The organism is Pseudomonas fluorescens group sp. PF-1 (genome assembly GCF_054481335.1).
On the sequence record NZ_JBTMNG010000001.1, the window covers coordinates 1,412,975 to 1,431,916 of the forward strand.

General features: G+C 60.7%; 22 protein-coding genes. 11 read left to right on the forward strand and 11 right to left on the reverse strand.

Going from position 1 to position 18,942, the window contains the following annotated elements; genetic code table 11:
• Positions 1-32: 32 nt before the first annotated feature.
• From ACX3YD_RS06700 to ACX3YD_RS06710, 3 genes are all read left to right on the forward strand, one after another.
• On the forward strand, positions 33-467 hold the full coding sequence (locus ACX3YD_RS06700) for a MarR family transcriptional regulator (protein WP_103406372.1): 435 nt from the start codon (positions 33-35) through the stop codon (positions 465-467).
• 126 nt (positions 468-593) lie between these two features.
• A complete protein-coding gene (locus ACX3YD_RS06705) occupies positions 594-1,907 on the forward strand; it encodes a type IV pilus assembly protein FimV (protein ID WP_458959516.1) in 1,314 nt (437 codons plus the stop codon).
• A 136-nt stretch (positions 1,908-2,043) separates the two neighbouring features.
• The gene (locus tag ACX3YD_RS06710; protein WP_047532104.1) at positions 2,044-2,331 is read left to right on the forward strand and encodes an Rdx family protein; all 288 of its coding nucleotides are present in this window, start codon (positions 2,044-2,046) and stop codon (positions 2,329-2,331) included.
• On the opposite strand, the gene ACX3YD_RS06715 is transcribed toward ACX3YD_RS06710, so the two are convergent.
• Together ACX3YD_RS06715 and ACX3YD_RS06720 are read right to left on the reverse strand one after the other, a co-directional pair.
• Positions 2,325-3,218, reverse strand: a complete 894-nt coding sequence (locus tag ACX3YD_RS06715) for a DMT family transporter (protein WP_047532102.1) — start codon at positions 3,216-3,218, stop codon at positions 2,325-2,327. The genes ACX3YD_RS06710 and ACX3YD_RS06715 overlap by 7 nt on opposite strands.
• Before the next feature lie 73 nt (positions 3,219-3,291).
• A complete protein-coding gene (locus tag ACX3YD_RS06720) occupies positions 3,292-4,053 on the reverse strand; it encodes a helix-turn-helix transcriptional regulator (protein WP_458959517.1) in 762 nt (253 codons plus the stop codon).
• Between the two features lie 135 nt (positions 4,054-4,188).
• On the opposite strand from ACX3YD_RS06720, the gene ACX3YD_RS06725 reads away from it, so the two are divergent.
• Positions 4,189-5,004 (forward strand): UDP-2,3-diacylglucosamine diphosphatase, encoded by an 816-nt coding sequence (locus ACX3YD_RS06725; protein WP_047532099.1) that lies wholly within the window; start codon positions 4,189-4,191, stop codon positions 5,002-5,004.
• A 92-nt stretch (positions 5,005-5,096) separates the two neighbouring features.
• Here ACX3YD_RS06725 and ACX3YD_RS06730 read toward each other — a convergent pair whose 3' ends face one another.
• Positions 5,097-5,687 carry an HD domain-containing protein gene (locus ACX3YD_RS06730; protein ID WP_458959518.1) on the reverse strand — a complete coding sequence of 197 codons (591 nt, stop codon included), beginning with the start codon at positions 5,685-5,687 and terminating at the stop codon, positions 5,097-5,099.
• Between the two features lie 18 nt (positions 5,688-5,705).
• A complete protein-coding gene (locus ACX3YD_RS06735; RefSeq protein ID WP_047532095.1) occupies positions 5,706-6,017 on the reverse strand; it encodes a DUF962 domain-containing protein in 312 nt (103 codons plus the stop codon).
• A 161-nt stretch (positions 6,018-6,178) separates the two neighbouring features.
• Here ACX3YD_RS06735 and ACX3YD_RS06740 point away from each other — a divergent pair, with 161 nt between their 5' ends.
• Positions 6,179-7,240, forward strand: a complete 1,062-nt coding sequence (locus ACX3YD_RS06740) for an AraC family transcriptional regulator (protein ID WP_090464243.1) — start codon at positions 6,179-6,181, stop codon at positions 7,238-7,240.
• On the opposite strand, the gene ACX3YD_RS06745 is transcribed toward ACX3YD_RS06740, so the two are convergent.
• Positions 7,197-8,651, reverse strand: a complete 1,455-nt coding sequence (locus tag ACX3YD_RS06745; protein WP_103406376.1) for a TrkH family potassium uptake protein — start codon at positions 8,649-8,651, stop codon at positions 7,197-7,199. The two genes, ACX3YD_RS06740 and ACX3YD_RS06745, sit on opposite strands and share 44 nt — an antisense overlap.
• Before the next feature lie 121 nt (positions 8,652-8,772).
• Here ACX3YD_RS06745 and ACX3YD_RS06750 point away from each other — a divergent pair, with 121 nt between their 5' ends.
• Complete coding sequence (locus ACX3YD_RS06750; RefSeq protein ID WP_458959519.1) at positions 8,773-9,339, forward strand: NAD(P)H nitroreductase; 567 nt, start codon at positions 8,773-8,775, stop codon at positions 9,337-9,339.
• 21 nt (positions 9,340-9,360) lie between these two features.
• Here the strand turns inward: ACX3YD_RS06750 and ACX3YD_RS06755 are convergent, their stop codons facing one another.
• The 6 genes from ACX3YD_RS06755 to ACX3YD_RS06780 all read right to left on the reverse strand — a co-directional run bounded on the left by ACX3YD_RS06755 (position 9,361) and on the right by ACX3YD_RS06780 (position 13,676).
• Positions 9,361-10,704: a sensor histidine kinase gene (locus ACX3YD_RS06755; RefSeq protein WP_458959520.1), complete on the reverse strand. Its 1,344-nt coding sequence runs from the start codon at positions 10,702-10,704 to the stop codon at positions 9,361-9,363.
• Positions 10,705-10,885: 181 nt separating this feature from the next.
• Positions 10,886-11,335, reverse strand: a complete 450-nt coding sequence (locus ACX3YD_RS06760) for a Spy/CpxP family protein refolding chaperone (RefSeq protein ID WP_130203823.1) — start codon at positions 11,333-11,335, stop codon at positions 10,886-10,888.
• A gap of 234 nt (positions 11,336-11,569) precedes the next feature.
• Positions 11,570-12,247, reverse strand: a complete 678-nt coding sequence (locus ACX3YD_RS06765) for a response regulator transcription factor (RefSeq protein ID WP_027922300.1) — start codon at positions 12,245-12,247, stop codon at positions 11,570-11,572.
• Positions 12,248-12,254: 7 nt separating this feature from the next.
• Positions 12,255-12,668 carry a translation initiation factor 2 gene (locus tag ACX3YD_RS06770; RefSeq protein WP_090464234.1) on the reverse strand — a complete coding sequence of 138 codons (414 nt, stop codon included), beginning with the start codon at positions 12,666-12,668 and terminating at the stop codon, positions 12,255-12,257.
• Between the two features lie 110 nt (positions 12,669-12,778).
• Positions 12,779-13,078 carry a YciI family protein gene (locus ACX3YD_RS06775; protein WP_047532085.1) on the reverse strand — a complete coding sequence of 100 codons (300 nt, stop codon included), beginning with the start codon at positions 13,076-13,078 and terminating at the stop codon, positions 12,779-12,781.
• 1 nt (position 13,079) lies between these two features.
• Complete coding sequence (locus ACX3YD_RS06780) at positions 13,080-13,676, reverse strand: septation protein A (protein WP_103406380.1); 597 nt, start codon at positions 13,674-13,676, stop codon at positions 13,080-13,082.
• 87 nt (positions 13,677-13,763) lie between these two features.
• Between ACX3YD_RS06780 and ACX3YD_RS06785 the strand changes: the two genes are divergently transcribed.
• From ACX3YD_RS06785 to rluB, 5 genes are all read left to right on the forward strand, one after another.
• Positions 13,764-14,627 carry a PHP domain-containing protein gene (locus tag ACX3YD_RS06785; protein WP_103406381.1) on the forward strand — a complete coding sequence of 288 codons (864 nt, stop codon included), beginning with the start codon at positions 13,764-13,766 and terminating at the stop codon, positions 14,625-14,627.
• 13 nt (positions 14,628-14,640) lie between these two features.
• Positions 14,641-15,270: an L-threonylcarbamoyladenylate synthase gene (locus tag ACX3YD_RS06790; protein ID WP_103406401.1), complete on the forward strand. Its 630-nt coding sequence runs from the start codon at positions 14,641-14,643 to the stop codon at positions 15,268-15,270.
• Between the two features lie 60 nt (positions 15,271-15,330).
• On the forward strand, positions 15,331-16,089 hold the full coding sequence (locus ACX3YD_RS06795; RefSeq protein ID WP_174552501.1) for a segregation and condensation protein A: 759 nt from the start codon (positions 15,331-15,333) through the stop codon (positions 16,087-16,089).
• Positions 16,090-16,100: 11 nt separating this feature from the next.
• On the forward strand, positions 16,101-17,090 hold the full coding sequence (gene scpB, locus ACX3YD_RS06800; RefSeq protein WP_458959521.1) for an SMC-Scp complex subunit ScpB: 990 nt from the start codon (positions 16,101-16,103) through the stop codon (positions 17,088-17,090).
• Positions 17,091-17,321: 231 nt separating this feature from the next.
• A complete protein-coding gene (gene rluB, locus ACX3YD_RS06805; RefSeq protein ID WP_047532076.1) occupies positions 17,322-18,551 on the forward strand; it encodes a 23S rRNA pseudouridine(2605) synthase RluB in 1,230 nt (409 codons plus the stop codon).
• Positions 18,552-18,942 lie beyond the last annotated feature (391 nt).

Below are 18,942 nucleotides of genomic sequence, written 5' to 3' on the forward strand. Positions count from 1 at the left end.
TTTCTCTATTTCAGTCTAATCATGAGTGTTTTATGCCGTTAACCGATCAACACCGCTTTGGCATGCAATTGGCCCAGATGTCACGCGGCTGGCGTGCCGAACTCGACCGCCGACTGGCCGGGCTCGGACTGTCCCAGGCGCGTTGGCTGGTGCTGCTGCACCTGGCGCGTTTCGACGATGCCCCGACACAACGTGAACTGGCGCAAAGCGTCGGCGTGGAAGGACCCACCCTGGCCCGCCTGCTCGATAGCCTGGAAAGCCAGGGCCTGGTGCAGCGTCAAGCGGTGCTGGAAGACCGTCGAGCAAAGAAGATCGTCCTCTGCGCCCCGGCGCTCCCCCTCATTGAACAAATTGAAACCATTGCCACGCAACTGCGCCACGAGCTGTTCGAAGGCGTGGATGAGGCGGATTTGGCGGTGTGCATGCGGGTTCATGGGCACATACTTGGCAACCTTGAAAAATCTTGAGGCATAACCCCGCGCCAGACTGGTGAGAGGCCGCATTGAGCAGACTATAAGAACTACTGCGCGATATCGTGTTCGTACCGGATGTGCGAACACGTGCAGGTTGGTTCTGGTTACTAAGGGATGCTCATGCTTGAGAGTCGGCTTTTCGTTGTACGCTGTTGCACCCGATTGTTGCTGGTCGGTGCCGTTGTCACTTACTCGGCATTGGCGTCAGCGCTGGGGCTCGGTGAAATGACCGTTCACTCGGCATTGAATCAGCCGCTGCGAGCCGACATTGCGCTGATGGATGCCGCAGGCCTGGAGGAGGGCGAACTGTCGGCCAGCCTCGCGACAGCGAACGAATTCAGCCGGGCCGGTGTCGAGCGGGTGCTCTTCCTTGATAACCTGAAGTTCACCGCTGTCCTGCGGGGCAACCGTCGCCTGATCCAGGTGACATCTAACAAACCGGTCAATGAACCCTTCCTGAATTTCCTCGTACAGCTCAATCAGCCCAACGGCCGGTTGCTGCGTGAGTACACGGTGCTGATCGACCCTCCAGGATCACCCAATATTGTGCCGGCAACGGATGAACCGCTGATCGGCCGACCCTCTTCCGAATTTCCGAGTGTCCAGCCTGCCACCGCGCCACTTCCTGCGCGCAAGGAGCCGCCCAAGCCTGCCGCCGCTCCAGTGATTGATCCGTTTGATGAACAATTGGCCGCCAGCGTGCTGCAAAACCAGCAGTTGCAGGCAAGCGTTGACGGGCTCAAGGCGAAGCTCCTGGCACAGGGCGAACAGATCGCCGCTGGGAAAAAGCAGGTAGCCGAGTTGCAAACCCGGTTGGCAGAAGTTCAGCTGTCGGCAGCAGAGCCGGATGAGCCTGCGGTGGTGACGCCGACGCCTGTCGTTGCGGCAGAGCCCGGGAGGGATTTATCGCTGATGTTCGGGCTGCCGGCGCTGGTGGTGTTGGGGCTGCTGGGATGGTTCGTTCGGCGTCGCCGCCAGCCATTACAGACCGCCCCCGAACCTGCGGCCAAGCAAGAGCCGGTACTGAACCGATCGCTGGAACCATGGCAGGACGCTCTGGGCAAGCAAGGTGAAATCGCGGCCCATGACGCGCAACAGGCCAGCCTGCGCAGTTCCGGGTTTGCCCCACAGGAATTTCTGGAAATCCGTGCACGTCATCCCGGGTTGAGCCCTGTCGCATCAGCCGCAGTGCCCGTGGCGGCAGCGTCTGGCAACGAGTTCCAGTTGAACCTGGATGACCTGTCGATGGGGGCGAGTGGGGGCTTGATCGACGCCACCGCATCGCCATCGAGTGCCTCTACGTTGCCGCAGCCCGACATTGAATGGGAACTCGAACCCGTTTCCCGATCAATGGACGGCAGCTTTCTCGTCGAGTTCGCAGAGCCGGTTCCATCGCCGGACCTTGAACCACCGAAACAGGCGGCCCGCAGTTAATTTGCCGTCACCCGATAACCTTGGGTGTAGGGAACTATTGTGGCGAGGGAGCAAGCTCCCTCGCCACAGATGTGATGTGTTGTAAGCTGGAGCGCATTCAAGCGTCAGTCTTTATGCCTCAGGGAACCTGTCTTTCATGGCCGCGAGCAAACCGGAAATCGTCATCACTTATTGCACCCAATGCCAGTGGTTGTTGCGCGCTGCGTGGCTGGCCCAGGAGCTGCTCAGCACGTTCGGAGACGATCTGGGTAAAGTGTCCCTGGTACCCGGCACGGGTGGCGTCTTTCACATTTCCTGCGACGAGGTGCAAATCTGGGAGCGCAAGGTTGACGGTGGGTTTCCCGAGGCCAAGATTCTGAAACAGCGGGTCCGCGATCAAATCGATCCGGACCGGGATCTCGGACACAACGATCGCACTCAGTGAGAGGCGGCCTCGGCGGCGACGGCTTTCTTGCTCGAACCGTTCGCAAGCCTGCTGGACACCACAATCGCGACGATGATCAACGCACCGCCCAGCAACATGCGCAGGGTCGGGTTTTCATCGAATAACAGCCAGGCCACGGTGATGCCGTAGACCGGCTCCAGGGCGAAGACCACGGCGGCGGTCCGGGCCTTGATCACGGCGAGGCTGGCGACGAACAGGCTATGGGCAACGCCGGTGCAGAACACCCCGAGCAGGCTGATCCACAGCCAGTCGATAGCACGCACCTCGCTCAATTGCGGCGCCGCCATCGGCAACAGGCACAGGGCGACCACAACGTTCTGATACAGCGCTGCCTGCACCGGCGGAATGCGGCCGGAACTGACGCGGTTGGTCAGCGACAGCAGGGCGAACAACAAACCGGATGCCACGGCCCAGAGCAGGCCCGTGGTAGCGCCGCTGGCCAGATCGAACGCTGGCGTCACCAGCACCAACCCGACGCTGACCAGTACGACCAACAGGATCTCATTGGCGCGAATGCGTTCGCGGAAAATCAGGCCTTCGAGGATGACGGTAAAGGCCGGGAAACTGGCAAAGCCGAGCGTTGCGATCGCCACGCCAGCCACTTTCACCGCAATGAAGAAACTTACCCAGTGCCCGGCCAGCAACAGGCCGCTGAGCAACAGTCGACGCCAGTCCACGGCTTCAAGTGTTTGCCAGCGGCTCTGGCGGGCGAATCGTGCAAAAAATGCCAGCGCCAGCACTGCGAATGCCGCGCGGCCGAAAACGATGATGGCCGGTGAGGCTGCGGCGAGTTTTCCGAATACGCCGGTCAGGCCGAACATCAGTGCGCCGATATGCAGGGCGCCAAGGGCGGTACGGGGAGTCATTGCAGTCCTTGATAAACATCGTGAGCCGGACCATTTAACCGCACCCGCTACCGTCGTGTCTGTCGTCAGACTCTCACTGTTTGTCGCCAGCCTCGCGTCGCAGTTTGCCCGGTGATGTGCCGAACTCGCGCAGCACCGCGGCGGCGAATGCACTCTGGGAGCTGTAACCGACGCGACAGGCAATCTCGCCTATGGGCAGCATCGATTCGCGCAACAAGGTAACGGCCTTATGCAGGCGGCGACTGCGGATGTAATCCATCGGCGTCTGCCCGCATTCGGCAACGAACCGGGCATGCAGACGAGCACTGGAGAGGCCGGCCACGCGTGCCAGATCGGCGACTTGCAGCGGGTAGGCGGCGTATTGGTCAATGTGCGCATTCAATGCAGCGTAGGGCAGGCGCCGAGTACCGACGCTGTCAGGTCTTGCGTTGTTCAGACTGGCCAGCAACAGCACCGCACCCTGTTGCGCAATCAGCGGATCCTCGACCGGGCTGTTGGCCAGCCAGGCGACCAGTTGGCTTTGCCCGGCATCCAGCGACAGCCGTCCAGCGTTGTCGAGCAAGCGTCGGCTGGATTCGGCATGATCGCCCAGGGACTGAGAGACCCATTGATCACCGGGCACGTCCAGTACCAGGCAATGGCTGCCATTGGCGCTGCCGCACGCATGGTGCGCGCCGGATGGCACCACGGCGAAACTCTGCTGAACCACCTGGCTGCCACGCCCGTCGATCTCGAAATCCAGCGCGCCCGACAGCCCGAACACCAATTGTGCGTGCTCATGGCTGTGGATGATCAGGTCGTGGCTGTACTGACGAAGGGTGAGAATCGGTCTCATCGCAGGGCTCCGGGGACTGGGCGGCAGTTTACACCGAGGCGGCTCGTTCGCGTTGTCACAAGACTGACTTGCCGCTGTCATGGGCTATTAATCCACCCGGCGCAAGCTGGCGAAAACCAGTCCTGAGGGTTGTCCATGACCAGCGCCGAGCTCGCCAAACCCAGCCGTAAGCAACGTGTGCGGACCCTATGGATTTCCGACGTGCATTTGGGCACGCGCGATTGCCAGGCCGAGCATCTGTCGCAGTTTCTCAAGGGTTACCACGCAGACAAGATCTATCTGGTGGGCGACATCATCGACGGCTGGAAACTGCGCGGCGGCATGTACTGGCCGCAGGCGCACACCAACGTGATCCGGCGCTTGCTGACCATGGCCAAGCGCGGTACCGAGGTGATCTACGTCACCGGCAACCATGACGAATTCCTGCGCCGCTATTCGAAGCTGATTCTGGGCAATATCCAATTGGTGGATGAAGCGGTGCACGTGACCGCTGACGGCAGGCATTTGTTGGTGATCCACGGTGACCAGTTTGACGTGATCACTCGCTATCACCGCTGGCTGGCCTTTCTCGGCGACTCGGCCTACGAATTCACCCTGACCCTCAATCGTTGGCTCAACCATTGGCGCGCCCGTTATGGCTATGGCTACTGGTCGCTGTCGGCGTACCTCAAGCACAAGGTGAAAACCGCCGTCAGCTTCATCAGCGATTTTGAAGAAGCCATCGCCCACGAGTGTGTCAAACGCGAGCTGCATGGCGTGGTGTGCGGGCACATTCACCATGCCGAGATTCGAAAGGTCGGCGAGGTGGATTACCTCAATTGCGGGGACTGGGTGGAGTCTTGCACGGCGCTGATCGAGCATTGGGATGGCACGATCGAGTTGTATCGCCTGGCTGATGCCCAGGCGCGGGAGGCGCAGTTGAAGGCTTTGAAAGTCGCCGAGCCGGCTTGAACATTGCGCTGATTGCAGTGGCCTCATCGCGAGCAGGCTCGCTCCCACCATTTGATCGTTTTTCCTGAAAGAACGCGGTCCCCTGTGGCCTGTCAGGCGGGTGAGTATTCTTCCATCGCCGCCTTGTAGATCGAGTGCTTCGGCTGCGCAAACAGCCGCGCCATCATCGGTTCAAAGAAGCTCAGCGGCAGGGTGTCATATGCCGGATCAAACGCCGCCGCGTCGTACCTGGCGCAGAATTCGATGGTTGCCAGGTACTGCGGGTGATCGCTGAATTGCTCGCGCAGGTGTCGGTCCATGCCCAGGTGATGGAAAAAGTAGTAGCCCTGGAAAATCCCGTGTTTTTCCACCATCCACAAATGCTCGGCGCTGACGAACGGCTTGAGGATGGCGGCCGCGATGTCCGGGTGGTTGTAGGAGCCAAGGGTGTCGCCGATGTCGTGGAGCAGGGCGCAGACCACATACTCTTCATCGCGGCCGTCGCGCCAGGCGCGGGTGGCGGTTTGCAGGGAGTGGGTCAGGCGGTCCACTGGAAAGCCACCAAAATCACCCTCCAACAACTTCAGGTGCGCCGCGATTCGTACCGGCAGTTGACGGGCGTAGGCACTGAAGTCCGCAGCAATGATCGCCCAGTCTTCCTGGGTGCCGTCCTTCATGTGGGTGAAACGGGCGTTTGCATTCATCGGCAATCCTCCTGTGTTCTAGAACGGCACGCGGCCCAGAATCATGTCGCGATACATGACGAAATCGCCGAGCAGGCTATAGAAGGGATGTTGGAAAGTTGCAGGGCGATTCCTTTCGAAGAAGAAATGTCCGACCCAGGCGAAGCTGTAACCGGCCACCGGCAAAGCCCACAACAGCATCCAGGTGCCCCGACCAATGGTCAGCGCCAGAATGAAAATGACCAGCGTCGTGCCGATGAAGTGCATTCGTCGGCAAGTGCTGTCGCTGTGCTCGCTGAGGTAATACGGGTAAAACTCAGCGAAGCTGTTGAATCGTTTGACGTTTTCCACGACCGCGATCTCTGTGGTTATTGTTCTGACTGCAAGTTGTTCTGCGGGTAGCTTATTTGAGTCTAGAGTGATCAATGGCATCGGCCAGTGACAATAGGCGCCACTTTAGTATCCTTCGGAAATTGGCCGTGACATTGCGGCTCATCATGTAAGAACCCGACATGAGCGAACGAACGACTTCTGCAAGCTGGGCGATGGGGATTGTCAAAGCACTGGAAATGGACGGCCTGGATTGCCGGGTTCTGTTCAAACAGCTGGGGCTCGACTATGCGGCACTGGATGATCCGGATGCGCGCTTCCCGCAAGACTCCATGACACGGCTCTGGCAACGCGCGGTTGAGCTGTCCGGCAACCCGGCGATTGGCCTGAACATGGGCAAGGTGGTACGACCCGCGCAGTTCCATGTGACCGGCTACGCCTTGATGTCCAGTCAGACCCTGGCCGAAGGCTTCAAGCGACTGGTGCGTTACCAGCGGATCATTGCTGAAAGCGCGGACCTGAGTTTCCGCCTGCTGGATGAGGGGTATGCGCTGATTCTGACGGTTCACGGCGATCATTTGCCGCCCACTCGTCAAAGCGCCGAAGCCTCACTGGCCTGCGCCCTGGCGCTGTGCGGCTGGCTGACCGGTCGCACGCTGCACCCGCGCAAGGTGCTGGTCCAGGGCGATCAACCGGCCAATCTCGAACCTTATAAACAGGCTTTCCATGCGCCGCTGGTGTTCAACGCACCTTACGATGCGCTGATTTTCGAGCGTTCGGACATGGAAGCGCCATTGCCGACGGCCAACGAGGCCATGGCGTTGCTGCATGACCGCTTTGCCGGTGAATACCTGGCACGGTTTTCCGAGGGGCGCGTGACCCACAAGGCGCGGCAGGTGCTATGCCGTTTGCTGCCACAGGGCGAACCCAAGCGCGACACCGTGGCGCAAACGCTGCACCTGTCGCAACGTACGTTGCAGCGACGCTTGCAGGAAGAGGGCACGAGTTTTCAAACATTGCTCGACGACACCCGGCGCGAATTGGCCGAGCAGTATCTGGCGCAACCGACCATGACCCTGCTGGAAATTGCCTACCTGCTGGGGTTCGCCGATCCGAGCAACTTCTTCCGCGCCTTCCGGCGCTGGTTCGATGCCACGCCCGGCGAATACCGGGCGCGATTGATGGAAGCGCCACCGACGGTCAGTGACGCCAGAACGCTGGAATGCACAGAACAAATACCGTAATGATCTCCAGTCGGCCCAAGAGCATGCCGAACGAGAGAATCCACTTGGCGGCGTCGGGCAGCGAGGCGAAGTTGCCGGCCGGGCCGATGGTTTCACCCAGGCCGGGGCCGACACCGGACACGGTGCTGGCGGCGCCGGTGAGCGCGGTCATCCAGTCCACCCCGAGCAGCGAAAGCAACAGCGCGATCACGCAGATGGTGATGGCGAAGAAAAACGAAAAGGTCAGAATCGAACGCACGATCTCTTCATCGAGCCGGTGACCGTTGTACTTCTGCTTGATCACCGCGCGCGGATGAATCAATTGATTAAGGTTGGCCTTGAGCAGAATGTAGGCCACCTGGAAGCGGAAAATCTTGATCCCGCCAGCCGTCGAGCCGGAACAGCCGCCGACAAAGCCCAGATAGAAGAACAGCATCAGCGAGAAATTGCCCCAGAGGCTGTAGTCCCCCAGTGCGAAACCGGTGGTCGTCACCACCGACGTCACGTTCAGCGCCACATGCCGCAGCGCTTCCAGCCAATGCAGTTTGGTGGTCCACCAGTACCAGGTGCCAAGCACCAGCCAGGTCACCAGCAACATGCCGAGCAAACCTTGGACCTGTTGATCCTTGATCAGCGCCCGGCGGTTGCCGCGCAGGGTCGCCACGTACAGGGTGAACGGCAGGCTGCCGAGAATCATGATGACGATCGCCACCCAGTGCACCGCCGGTTGTGTCCATTTGGCCAGGGACTGGTCGGAGGTGGAGAAACCACCGGTGGAAATCGCCGACATCGCATGGTTGATCGCATCGAACAGGCTCATCCCGGCCCACCAGAACGCCAGGCTGCCGACAATGGTAATGCCGACGTAGGCCGCTACGATCAACCGCGCCACCATGTGCGAGCGGGGCATGACTTTTTCGGAACGGTCCGACGACTCGGTCTGAAACAGCCGCATGCCACCGATGCGCAGCAGTGGCAGAATCGCCACCGCCATGCCGATAAAGCCGATGCCGCCGATCCAGTGCAACAGCGAGCGCCACATCAGAATGCCGGGGGACATGGTGTCCAGGCCACTGAGTACCGTTGAGCCAGTGGCGGTGATGCCGGACATGCTTTCAAAAAACGAGTCGGTGTAGCTGATGCGCTGGGTCAACAGAAACGGCAGTGCGGCAAAGATGCACACCACCAGCCAGCTGCTGACGGTCAGCAGGTACATGTCCCGTGGGCGCAGGTGAATGTGCTCGGGTCGTCCCGGAATGACCAGCGCCAGGCCGGCGACAAAGGTGATCATGCTGGCCCAGAGGAACGACGGCAGGTCATGGGTGCGGTCGAAGATCACCAGCGTGGCCATGGGCACGACCATGGCGATGGCCAGGGTTATCAGGAAGATGCCGATGATGAAACCAATGATCCGTAAGGTCGGCAACGCCATGAGGTCCGCTCGGCTGAATGTGGGAAGGGCGCCATTCTACCTGCGGTGCAGGGCATGTAAACCGGCACTCCGGCGGTAGATACCGCTAGAATAGCCGCACCAATTTTTCAGGAGGTGGCCGATGCAGGCTCTCGACGTATTGCTCAACCGTGTTTCCGTCCCACGCCTGGTCGAGCCGGCTCCCACGCCAGAGCAGCGCGAGGCGCTGTTTGCCGCCGCCATGCGTGCACCCGATCACGGTCACTTGCAGCCGTGGCGTTTCTTGACTGTCGAAGGTGCTGCGCGCGAGCAAATGGGCGAGTTGCTGGCCGAAGCCGCGAAGCTGCAGGATGGCGAAGCCAGCGAGGCGGCCATCGACAAGGCGCGCAACGGTCCGCTGCGGGCACCGCTGGTGGTGGTGGTGATTGCGCGCTTGCAGGATCACGTCAAATATCCCAAGTCCGAGCAACGGCTCGCGGCTGGCTGCGCGGCCCACGGGATTTTGCTGGCGGCCTATGCGCAGGGCATTGGCGCGGTGTGGCGTACGGGTGATCTGGCCTATTCGCCGCAGGTGGCCAAGGGGTTGGGATTGGCCGAAGGCGAGGAGGTGATTGCGTTTCTGTACCTTGGCACGCCGCAGAAAGAACCGCGCGTTGCGGAGAAAGTTGATCTGGCCGAGTTCGTCAGCGCCTGGCCCGGTAAAGCCTGACGACCTCGATCAAAAGTGGGTTCAGGGTTGGACCACTGCGCCTGGGACGAGTGGCAGTTCCAGACTGGCAACAAACCCGCCTTCCGGGTGATTGGCCAGCACCAGGCTGCCGCCATGTCTCTCCGCTGCCCGCCGTGCAATGGCCAATCCCAAACCGTGGCCTGCCGCAGTCTGCCCCGGCGCGCGGTAGAAGGGTTCACCGAGTTGATTCAAGTGTTCGGCGTCAACGCCCGGCCCATGATCGCGCACGCTCACCACGATCCGATCTCCCTGACGCAATGCCAGCATTTCGATCGGTTGCCCGCTCACCGGATTGAAGCGCTGGGCATTGCGCAGCAGGTTGTCCACGGCGCGTTCGATCATGGTCGGCCAGCCTTTGAGGTTCAATTGCGCCTCAGCCTCCAGCCTTACGCTTTGTTCCGGTGAAGCCATTTGCGCATCTCGTTGCAGCGTTGCGAGCAACGCGTTGAGATCCACCTCCTCAGCGCTGGCGTTATCGGCATCGACCCGCGCCAGCACCAGAATTTCGCTGATCAGCGCTTCGAGTCGGTCGCATTCGCGCGTCAGGCGCGGCCAGAGCTTTTGCCGTTCTTCCGGTGACGCCCGTTCGGCCAAGGCCAGGGCAATGCGCAGCCGGGCGAGGGGAGAGCGCAGTTCGTGGGACACATCGCGCAGCAACTGCCGCTGGCTGCCGATCAGGCTTTGCAGGCGTGCACCCATGCGGTTGAAATCAGTGGCCAGTACGCCAAACTCATCGCGGCGGTTGGCCAGTTTGACCAGGCTGTTTTGTTGGTAAGTGGTTTGCCCCAGATCATGCACCGCGCCGCGCAAACGGCTGAGCGGACGGGTAATGGAAAGGGTCACGAACAAGCTGAACAGGGTCAGCACCACCAGGGCGATCCCCAGTGCACTCAGCGGCCAGAGCAGGCTTTCGCGGTGCCAGGCATCCAGTTCCGGGTGTGGAATGCGATAGATCAGCAGGTAGGTGTCGCCGGTTTTTTCGCTGGTGTATTCCGCGGTCAGACGACGCCATGGCAGGCGCCGGTCATCATTGTTCTGGCGTGCTTCGAAGGCCGCCGCGCGACGTGGGAAGGTGCCGCGCACCACCGGGTCGCCGCTTTCGTTGAGCACCTGAACATCGATGTGATATTGGCGTTTGCGTTGTTCGAGAATGTCCTGAGCGGCGTCCTCGCCCTGGGTCTCATAGGTTTGAGTCCACTCCTCGGCCAGGGTGTTGAGGCCGGGATGACGACTGAGAATCCACGCGTCCTGATTGAGCATGTGCCCCAGCAGAATGGAGAGCCCGGCAACCAAAGCGATCGCCAGCCAGAAGCTGGCCAGAATACGCCAGAACAATGAGCGCACAGAAAATCCTCAAACAATCACGGAATCACCTGTAGGTGCGAGCCTGCTCGCGAAGAACGAATAGACAACACGTGCTACCTGTTGCCGCGCGTTATCGTTGACGTCCATCGCGAGCAGGCTCGCTCCTACAGTAAAAGCAGCAGACCCAATGGGGTGAGCCATTGGGTCCGGGGTTAACGCATTATTGCGCTTTTTGCGGTTGTTGCGCTTTCCAGGCCTTGAATTCGGCCCATTCGGCGCGGCGCTCAGCCTGTTGCTTCTGGATCTCGTCGAATTTCTTCTGTTGATCCGGTTTCAGCAGCGCGCGGACGTCGGCTTCGGCTTTCTTGTGGTTGGCGGCCATTTCGTCCTTCATGGCTTTCTGGTCGGCTGGCGAGAGTTTTTCCAGGTACTTGTCTACCAGTTGCTGACGCTCGTGCATTTGCTCGCCCATGATCTTGCGGATCTGATCGCGCTGTTCGCGGCTCAGGTCCAGTTGGCTGTACGGGCCTTTGCCGTGCATGCCGTGCATCTGACCGCCGTGGCGCGAACCGTCCATTGGCCCACCCATCGGGCCTGTGCCTTCAGGCATGGCCATGGCAACGGTCGGCAGGGCGGCGGCGAACATCAGAGCGATAAGAGTCTTGCGCATGGTGAATCTCCTTGTCTCATTCCCGGTACGTTCCGGATGAGTACAGATTACGGAGATCAAGGTCAGCGGCGGTCAGTGGAGCGTAAAGCTTGGGTAAAGATGGTTTTGCGCCGAGCTGACATAACGTCATTTGGGGCGCCGGGCTGCGAAGCGGCCCCAACAGCGGGACTGCTGCGCAGTCAACGGGCGCAAGCTCCCTCGCCACAGGTTGCAGTCGGCCAGCTCTTTCTCGGTTTACAGGCTGTAGTAGTAACCACGACTGCGCAGCGCGACGATGCGCGGACGGCCATCGGGGTGCGGGCCGATCTTCTTGCGAAGGTTGCTGACGTGCATGTCCAGGCTGCGGTCGTACAGCGTCAGTTTGCGACCGAGGGCGATTTGCGCCAGTTCCTGTTTGTCCAGTGGCTCGCCGGGCTGCTTGAGCAAGGCTTCCAGCAAGCGGCTTTCGGAGACGGTGAGGGTGAATTCCTGTTCGTCGATGCTGACTACGCCGCGCACCGGGCTGAAGCAAAGATCACCCAGTTCCAGCTGGCTGGAAACGGCCGCCGGGTGGCTGCGGCGTAGCACCGCTCGCAGGCGGGCGGTCAGTTCCCGCGGGTCGCAGGGTTTGGCCAGGTAATCGTCGGCACCCAGTTCCAGGCCGAGGATGCGGTCCAAAGGTTCACCGCGGGCCGAAAGCATCAGTACCGGCAAGTCCGGGTGATCGCTGCGCAGTTGCTTGAGCAGTTCCAGGCCGCTGCCATCCGGCAACATCACATCCAGCACGACGGCTGCCGGAGACGTTTCGGCCAGTGCACGACGGGCGCTCTGGCCATCGTGACAGGCACGGACTTGAAAGCCTTCCTGGCTCAGCCAACTGCTCAGGAGCTCGCACAACTCCTGGTCATCATCAATAAGTAACAGCTCGCTCATGACTCACTCAATTTAGCCATTGTCGACGTTTTCGACTTGCACCACTGGCGAAGATACCGCAGAGCAGGGCCAATAGCGCAACTCCGGCGCCGATGACGAACCATTGTTGCTGATCGGTCAGCAAACGCGGCAGCGGGCTACTGGCCTGGGCCTCCTTGAGCTGCAGCTTCAAGCGCTGGTTCTCCTGGCGCAATCGGGCCAGCACGGGGCTTTCGCGCTCGCCATCGGCATTTTGCAGTTGTTTGCTCAGTTCTTCCCGTTGCCGCTCGCTTTCCTTAAGACGCTGTTGCAACTCGGTGATCTGGCTGCCAGCGCTCAGTGACAGCGGCGTCGAACTACCGCCACTGGCGCTTTCTTCACCGTGGGCGGGGGCCACGATCGACAACGTGACCAACATCAGACACAACGGACCCTTGCGCATCACGACTCCTGATTCCAATACGAGTATTGGGAAGTTGTCGGCAGGCAAACGAGAATAATGAGCGATTGAGAGCGCGATGAACCGAGAAGGTTCATCGCGAGGGGGACGAATTACGGCAGGACTTGCTTGAACGGCTTGACCGAAACGTTGGCGTAGACGCCTGCGGCGATATACGGATCGGCGTCGGCCCAGGCCTGGGCAGCGCTCAGGGAGTCGAATTCGGCGACGATCAGACTGCCGGTGAAACCCGCCGCGCCCGGATCATTGCTGTCGACCGCCGGATGCGGGCCGGCCAATACGATGCGACCTTCGCCCTTGAGCGCTTGCAGACGCTCAAGGTGCGCTGGCCGGGCGGCCAGGCGAGCTTCCAGGGAGTTGGCGACGTCTGTGGCAATGATTGCGTAAAGCATGTCAGTCCTCGGTTTTTGGCGTGGTGGTATCGGCATCGTGCAAGTGGCGGGACAGGTAGATACCTTGACCGACCAGGAACAGTAAAGTCATGCCCAGGCTGCCGAAGACCTTGAAGTCGACCCAGTAGCTCTGGAAGGTGAACGCGACAAAGAGATTGGCGGCACCGCAAAACAGGAAGAACACGATCCAGGCGATGTTCAGGCGGGTCCAGATGGCGTCAGGCAGGGTCAGCGCGTGGCCCATGATGCGTTTGATCAGCAACTGCTCACCGACGAAATGGCTGCCAATGAACGCGAGGGCGAACAGCCAGTTGACCACCGGGGCCTTCCATTTCAGGAAGGTCTCGCTGTGGAACGCCAGGGTCAGGCTGCCGAAGACCAGGCAGGCGATCAGGGTCAGCCACTGGCTCTTCTCCAGCTTGCGCTGTTTGATGAACAGCGTGCCGTAGACCACCAGGGAGCTGATGATGAGCATCGCGGTGGCGCTGTAGATGCCGCCTACAGTGACCTCGTGGCCGGCAATGTCGACGACCCTTGGATCAATCTTGAAGACGATGAAAAACAGCAGGAGGGGGATGAAATCGATGAATTGTTTCACAGTGGCAGCCAGAAGCAGGATGTGGCGGCATAATAACAAACATATGGGCGCGCGATAGCGCCAGCTGATTTGAGGTTACAAAGCCCCGTGAATGTTGATTTGCACTGCCATAGCACGGCCTCCGATGGCGCCCTGGCGCCTGCGGTTCTGGTTGCGCGTGCGTTCGAGAAAGGCGTGCGAGTCCTGGCCTTGACCGATCACGATACCCTCGAGGGCCTCGACGAGGCCCGCAACGCAGCGAACGCGCTGGGGATGCAACTGGTCAACGGTGTCGAATTGTCCTGTACCTGGGGCGGTGCGACCATTCATGTCTTGGGCTACGGTTTCGACGTCAATGCCGCGCCGTTGGTCGAGGCAATCGCCAAATTGCATGACGGTCGCTGGTTGCGATCCGAAGAAATCAGCCGAAAACTGGCGCTCAAAGGCATGCCGGGCGCGCTGGAAGGCGCACGGGAGATCCAGCAGGAATTGGGTGACAGCGGCAACGCGCCGGCCCGCCCGCACTTTGCCGATTGGATGGTGCGCGAAGGTTTCGTCAAGGATCGCGCCGAAGCGTTCCGCAAATGGCTGGGTGCCGGCAAGCTGGGCGACGTCAAGCTACATTGGCCGACCCTGGAAGATACCGTTGAAACGCTGCGCGCAGCCAACGCCTGGGTCAGTCTGGCGCACCCCTGGCATTACGATTTCACTCGCAGTAAACGTCGCCGCCTGATTGCCGACTATATTCAAGCAGGGGGCCACGCAATTGAAGTGGTCAATGGCCATCAGCCCGCCGAGCAAGTGGGCAGCCTGGCCATTCTCGCCCGGGAGTTTGGTCTGCTGGTCAGCGCCGGCAGTGATTTTCATGGCCCTGGAGGCTGGTCCGAGATCGGTGAGTACCGCCCGGTCCCGGAGGATCTGCCACCACTGTGGTGTCGATTCAAACATGACCCAATTATTGCCGCCGTCTGAACAGGTAGAGAATGTGAGTCAATTTTTCCAGATTCATCCGGAAAACCCGCAAGCGCGCCTGATCAAGCAGGCGGTCGAAATCATCCGCAACGGCGGGGTGGTGATTTATCCCACAGACTCGTCCTACGCCATTGGTTGCCAGATCGGCGACAAGAATGCCGTGGAGCGCGTGCGCCGGTTGCGCGGGCTGGATGACAAGCACAATTTCGCGCTGATTTGCAGCGACCTTTCGCAATTGGGACTGTTTGCCAAGATCGACACGGGCCTTTTTCGCTTGCTCAAGGCCCATCTACCGGGCCCGTACACCTTCATTCTCAACGCCACCCGTGAAGTGCCGCGCCTGCTGTTGCACCCGAAAAAACGCACCATCGGCCTGCGGGTGCCGAGCCATCCGATTGCCTTGGCGCTGCTTGAAGAACTCGGCGAGCCGCTGATGAGCGTGACTCTGATCCTGCCCGGCGAAACCGACCCGATGACCGATCCCTATGAAATGCGCCAGGTGCTTGAGCATCAGGTTGACCTGATCATCGACGGCGGTTTCGGCGGGGTCAAGGCGTCCACCGTGATCAACCTCGCCGACGGCGAGCCGGAAGTGATCCGCGTCGGTTGCGGCGATCCCACGCCGTTCATGGCCGAGGCCTAGATGTCTGCAGTAGAACCCGTCGACAGTCAGGCCGGAGCCCAGCAAGAGCTGCCCTTCGCCATGGTCTATGGCCAGGCGGTCATGGAAATGCCGCTGGACCTTTACATTCCGCCGGATGCGCTCGAAGTCTTTCTCGAAGCCTTCGAAGGCCCCCTCGATCTGCTGCTGTACCTGATCCGTAAACAGAACATCAATATCCTCGACATCCCGGTGGCGGAAATCACCCGTCAGTACATGGGGTATGTCGAGTTGATGCAGTCGGTGCGCCTGGAGCTGGCCGCCGAGTACCTGGTGATGGCCGCGATGCTGGCCGAGATCAAGTCGCGGATGCTGCTGCCACGGGCCGAAACCGTCGAAGACGAGGAAGAAGACCCGCGCGCCGAGCTGATCCGCCGCTTGCAAGAGTACGAGCGCTTCAAGGCCGCTGCCGAAGGCATCGATGGTCTGAGTCGCGTCGGTCGCGATGTGCTGGTGCCCAAGCTCGACGCCCCGGAAGCCCGGGCGCGCAAGCTGCTGCCGGACGTGCGGCTGTCGGAACTGCTGCTGTCCATGGCCGAAGTGCTGCGTCGCGGCGACATGTTCGAAAGCCACCAGGTCAGCCGCGAGGCGCTGTCCACCCGCGAACGCATGAGCGATGTGCTGGAACGGCTCAAGGGCGGCGGGTTTGTGCCGTTCGTCGAGCTGTTCACCGCCGAAGAAGGACGTCTGGGGGTGGTGGTGACCTTTATGGCGATCCTCGAGCTGGTCAAGGAATCCTTGGTCGAGTTGGTGCAGAATGAGCCGTTCGCAGCGATCCACGTGCGAGCCCGAGCCGAATAACGAGTTGAATCATGAACTTGAGTGAACCCCGCGAGCTTGCACCCTTGCTCGAAGCCTTCCTGTTGGCCTCGGGAAAACCGCAATCCCTGGAGCGCCTGTTCGAACTCTTCGAAGAGGGCGAGCGGCCGGAGCCACCGGTTTTCAAGAAAGCGTTGACGATACTTGCCAAGTCCTGCGATGGCCGCGCCTTTGAACTGAAGGAGGTCGCGTCCGGGTATCGCCTGCAAATCCGCGAAAAGTTTTCGCCGTGGGTCGGCCGCTTGTGGGAGGAGCGCCCGCAGCGCTATTCCCGCGCCATGCTCGAGACCATCGCCCTGATCGCCTACCGCCAGCCGATCACCCGTGGCGAGATCGAGGACGTGCGGGGTGTGGCGGTCAACAGTCAGATCGTCAAAACGCTGATGGAGCGCGAGTGGATTCGCATCGTCGGATACCGCGACGTGCCGGGCAAGCCGGCGATGTTTGCCACCACCAAGGCGTTTCTCGATCACTTCAACCTGAAAAACCTCGACGACCTGCCGCCGCTGGCCGAATTGCGCGAACTGGAGCCCGATCCGGTGCTCGATTTCGACGATGCGCCCGTACCGCCGGGCCTGCAGGAACTGGCGGATGCCAGTGCCGAGCCGGAAGAGCCCAAGGAAGAAACCAGTTTCCATACGCTGTTGCTGGAATTGGACAGCATGGAGGAGGGGATCAAGACCGATTTCGATGATTTGTTGCGTGATAGCGAGGTATCCGTGACTGATCCGGAGTTCGCTGACGTTCAGCCGGACACCGAAGCCGTGCAGATCGAGCCGGCGCCTGACCTTGAAGCGGAGCCCGAACCAGGCATCGAGTCGGAACAGGAAGACGACATTCTCGGTGTCGCCGAAGCCCGGGAAAAACTGCTGGCGGCGGTTGCTGCCCTGGAACAGCCAAAACCCGAGCTGAGTGATGAAGAGGCCGAAGCCTTGGCTTTAGCCGAAGCCATCGAAGCCGAACGCCGCGAATTCGAAGACTGATCTTGACCCTGTAACTGGCCAATACCCCTGTGGGAGCGGGCTCTGGTCAATCATCACAAAATCACCGGCTGGCGGAAAAGCCAATAAGCTTGGGCGGATCAACTAGTCTCTGATGCGCAAACGCCCTGATGAGCGTATGATTCGCGACCCTTCGGCGATCCCTTCGCCCAAGTACACAGATTTGCAACGTTCCAGGCCACGCCTGGACAGATCACACCGGGAGGTGCCCAGATGAGTATCAACGACCAGCAAGACGACCAGCCAATCGGCCCAGCAGGCGAAAAACTGCAGAAAGTCCTCGCCCGTATCGGCGTCGGCTCGCGCCGTGACGTGGAAGCCTGGATCAGCCACGGCCGCATCAAGGTCAACGGCAAAGACGCCACCCTTGGCCAGCGCGTCGACATGCACGACGCCATCACCATCGATGGCAAGGTGATCAAGCGCGAAGAAGCCGCCGAGTCGGTACGCCGCGTGATCATGTACAACAAACCCGACGGCGAAATCTGCACCCGTGTCGATCCGGAAGGGCGTCCGACCGTGTTCGACAAGCTGCCGCGTCCGAAAGAAGGGCGCTGGATCAACATCGGTCGCCTGGACATCAACACCACGGGGTTGCTGATGTTCACCACCGACGGTGAGCTGGCCAACCGCCTGATGCACCCGTCCTACGAGATGGACCGCGAATACGCCGTGCGTGTACGTGGCGAAGTCGATGACGAGATGATCGAGCGCCTGAAAGCGGGTGTCGTGCTCGAAGACGGCCCGGCGCGTTTCACCGATATCCAGCAGGCTCCAGGTGGAGAAGGTTTCAACCACTGGTACCACTGCGTGGTGATGGAAGGTCGCAATCGCGAAGTCCGTCGTCTGTGGGAATCCCAAGGGCTGGTGGTCAGCCGTCTGAAGCGCGTGCGTTTTGGTCCGGTGTTCCTCAACTCCGACCTGCCGATGGGCCGCTGGCGCGAAATGAGCCAGTACGAAGTCGACATTCTTAGTGCCGAAGTTGGTTTGACCCCGGTGGCCATGCCGCAACTGAACGCCAAAAGCAAAGACAAGCTTGAGCGTATGCAGCGCAAGTCGTCGCGTCCGATGGCCAAGACCGAGCGCGTACGTACCCTGCGTCCGGCTGCTGGCGCGCCTGCCGCACCGCGTGAAAGCCGCGAGCCGCAGATCGAAGGTGAGCGTCCGGGGCGCAAGCCTGTTGCACGCCAGGATGGCGAGCGCGGTCCACGCACTCCGCGTCCGGCCAATGGCCGCACCGAGCGTGGTGAAGGTCGCGGTGCTCCAGCCGGTCGCGGTACGCCGGTCGCCGATCGCCCAGTCGACACCAAGCGTCCGGCCAAGCCGGCACCAAAGCGTCCGGGGATCAAGCTGGTCGAGGGTGACAAGCCTTCCGGCAAGCGTCGTGGCGCGCCGGCCGGTTCAGGTCAGCGTCCGGGCTTTGGTCGTCGTAAGCCGGAGTGATCGGTAAGCGCTTCATAAAAAGCGCCAACCCTCGGGTTGGCGTTTTTTTTTGCGCCTGGTTTCAGTGTTGTGCTGATTTTGGGTGCCTCTTCGCTGGCAAGCCAGCTCCCACAGGGTTATCGAGTGTACATAAAATGGGCGGCGCCAAGATCAAGGTGGGAGCGCGCTTGCCCGCGAAGGCGTCAGGCGCAACACCGTCATGCCGGAAATGGAAATCCGACGTTACGCCCTGTAACGATTTTTTGACGAATTCCGCCGATTACCCCCGTGCAATCCTCACTTCCCTGATGCTGTAAGAAAATTCTTCCACTTCGCGACCCTTTCAGTCTCGGCCGAGGGCTCTAACCCGCTTGTCTCAACGCCTCATGCAGGGTGTCATGCGCGCCATGCC

Bases quoted from the DNA above. Each gene is read 5' to 3' on its own strand.
- ACX3YD_RS06700 (WP_103406372.1), top strand. From the start codon at position 33: ATGCCGTTAACCGATCAACACCGCTTTGGCATGCAATTGGCCCAGATG.
- ACX3YD_RS06705 (WP_458959516.1), top strand. From the start codon at position 594: ATGCTTGAGAGTCGGCTTTTCGTTGTACGCTGTTGCACCCGATTGTTG.
- ACX3YD_RS06710 (WP_047532104.1), top strand. From the start codon at position 2,044: ATGGCCGCGAGCAAACCGGAAATCGTCATCACTTATTGCACCCAATGC.
- ACX3YD_RS06715 (WP_047532102.1), bottom strand. From the start codon at position 3,218: ATGACTCCCCGTACCGCCCTTGGCGCCCTGCATATCGGCGCACTGATG.
- ACX3YD_RS06720 (WP_458959517.1), bottom strand. From the start codon at position 4,053: ATGAGACCGATTCTCACCCTTCGTCAGTACAGCCACGACCTGATCATC.
- ACX3YD_RS06725 (WP_047532099.1), top strand. From the start codon at position 4,189: ATGACCAGCGCCGAGCTCGCCAAACCCAGCCGTAAGCAACGTGTGCGG.
- ACX3YD_RS06730 (WP_458959518.1), bottom strand. From the start codon at position 5,687: ATGAATGCAAACGCCCGTTTCACCCACATGAAGGACGGCACCCAGGAA.
- ACX3YD_RS06740 (WP_090464243.1), top strand. From the start codon at position 6,179: ATGAGCGAACGAACGACTTCTGCAAGCTGGGCGATGGGGATTGTCAAA.
- ACX3YD_RS06745 (WP_103406376.1), bottom strand. From the start codon at position 8,651: ATGGCGTTGCCGACCTTACGGATCATTGGTTTCATCATCGGCATCTTC.
- ACX3YD_RS06750 (WP_458959519.1), top strand. From the start codon at position 8,773: ATGCAGGCTCTCGACGTATTGCTCAACCGTGTTTCCGTCCCACGCCTG.
- ACX3YD_RS06760 (WP_130203823.1), bottom strand. From the start codon at position 11,335: ATGCGCAAGACTCTTATCGCTCTGATGTTCGCCGCCGCCCTGCCGACC.
- ACX3YD_RS06765 (WP_027922300.1), bottom strand. From the start codon at position 12,247: ATGAGCGAGCTGTTACTTATTGATGATGACCAGGAGTTGTGCGAGCTC.
- ACX3YD_RS06770 (WP_090464234.1), bottom strand. From the start codon at position 12,668: ATGCGCAAGGGTCCGTTGTGTCTGATGTTGGTCACGTTGTCGATCGTG.
- ACX3YD_RS06775 (WP_047532085.1), bottom strand. From the start codon at position 13,078: ATGCTTTACGCAATCATTGCCACAGACGTCGCCAACTCCCTGGAAGCT.
- ACX3YD_RS06795 (WP_174552501.1), top strand. From the start codon at position 15,331: ATGGTCTATGGCCAGGCGGTCATGGAAATGCCGCTGGACCTTTACATT.
- scpB (WP_458959521.1), top strand. From the start codon at position 16,101: ATGAACTTGAGTGAACCCCGCGAGCTTGCACCCTTGCTCGAAGCCTTC.
- rluB (WP_047532076.1), top strand. From the start codon at position 17,322: ATGAGTATCAACGACCAGCAAGACGACCAGCCAATCGGCCCAGCAGGC.